This window comes from Isoptericola croceus, from assembly GCF_029382255.1.
Taxonomy (GTDB): Bacteria; Actinomycetota; Actinomycetes; order Actinomycetales; family Cellulomonadaceae; genus Isoptericola; species Isoptericola croceus.
On record NZ_JARLLG010000132.1, the window covers coordinates 1 to 280 of the forward strand.

Genomic DNA, 280 nt, shown 5'->3' on the forward strand with positions numbered 1-280 from the left:
CTTCAGTGGATAGACACGGCCTGTGAGGATGTCTAGCGCATTGGTACCATGATCCATAAGGTCCAATTTCGTAAGAACGCCAATCGTCATCCGCCCCATGGGATCCACTTGGCGGGCGAGCTTCAATGCCTCGGAGTTGACAAGGTCGATGTTCGCTGGAGAAACCGCAAGAATAATACTGTTTGGCTTGGCAATGTACTCAAGGATCAAAGTGCGAGTCTGTTTCTCGATATCAGAAGGCTGGTCCCCGATCGGCACCTTGGTTAGACCCGGGAGGTCG

The 280-nt window shown here is 52.5% G+C and carries 1 protein-coding gene; it reads right to left on the reverse strand.

Annotated features, from left to right (window positions below):
* Nucleotides 1–280: dynamin family protein (locus PZC42_RS24440; RefSeq protein WP_277214031.1), on the reverse strand; the 280-nt coding region annotated here is incomplete at both ends.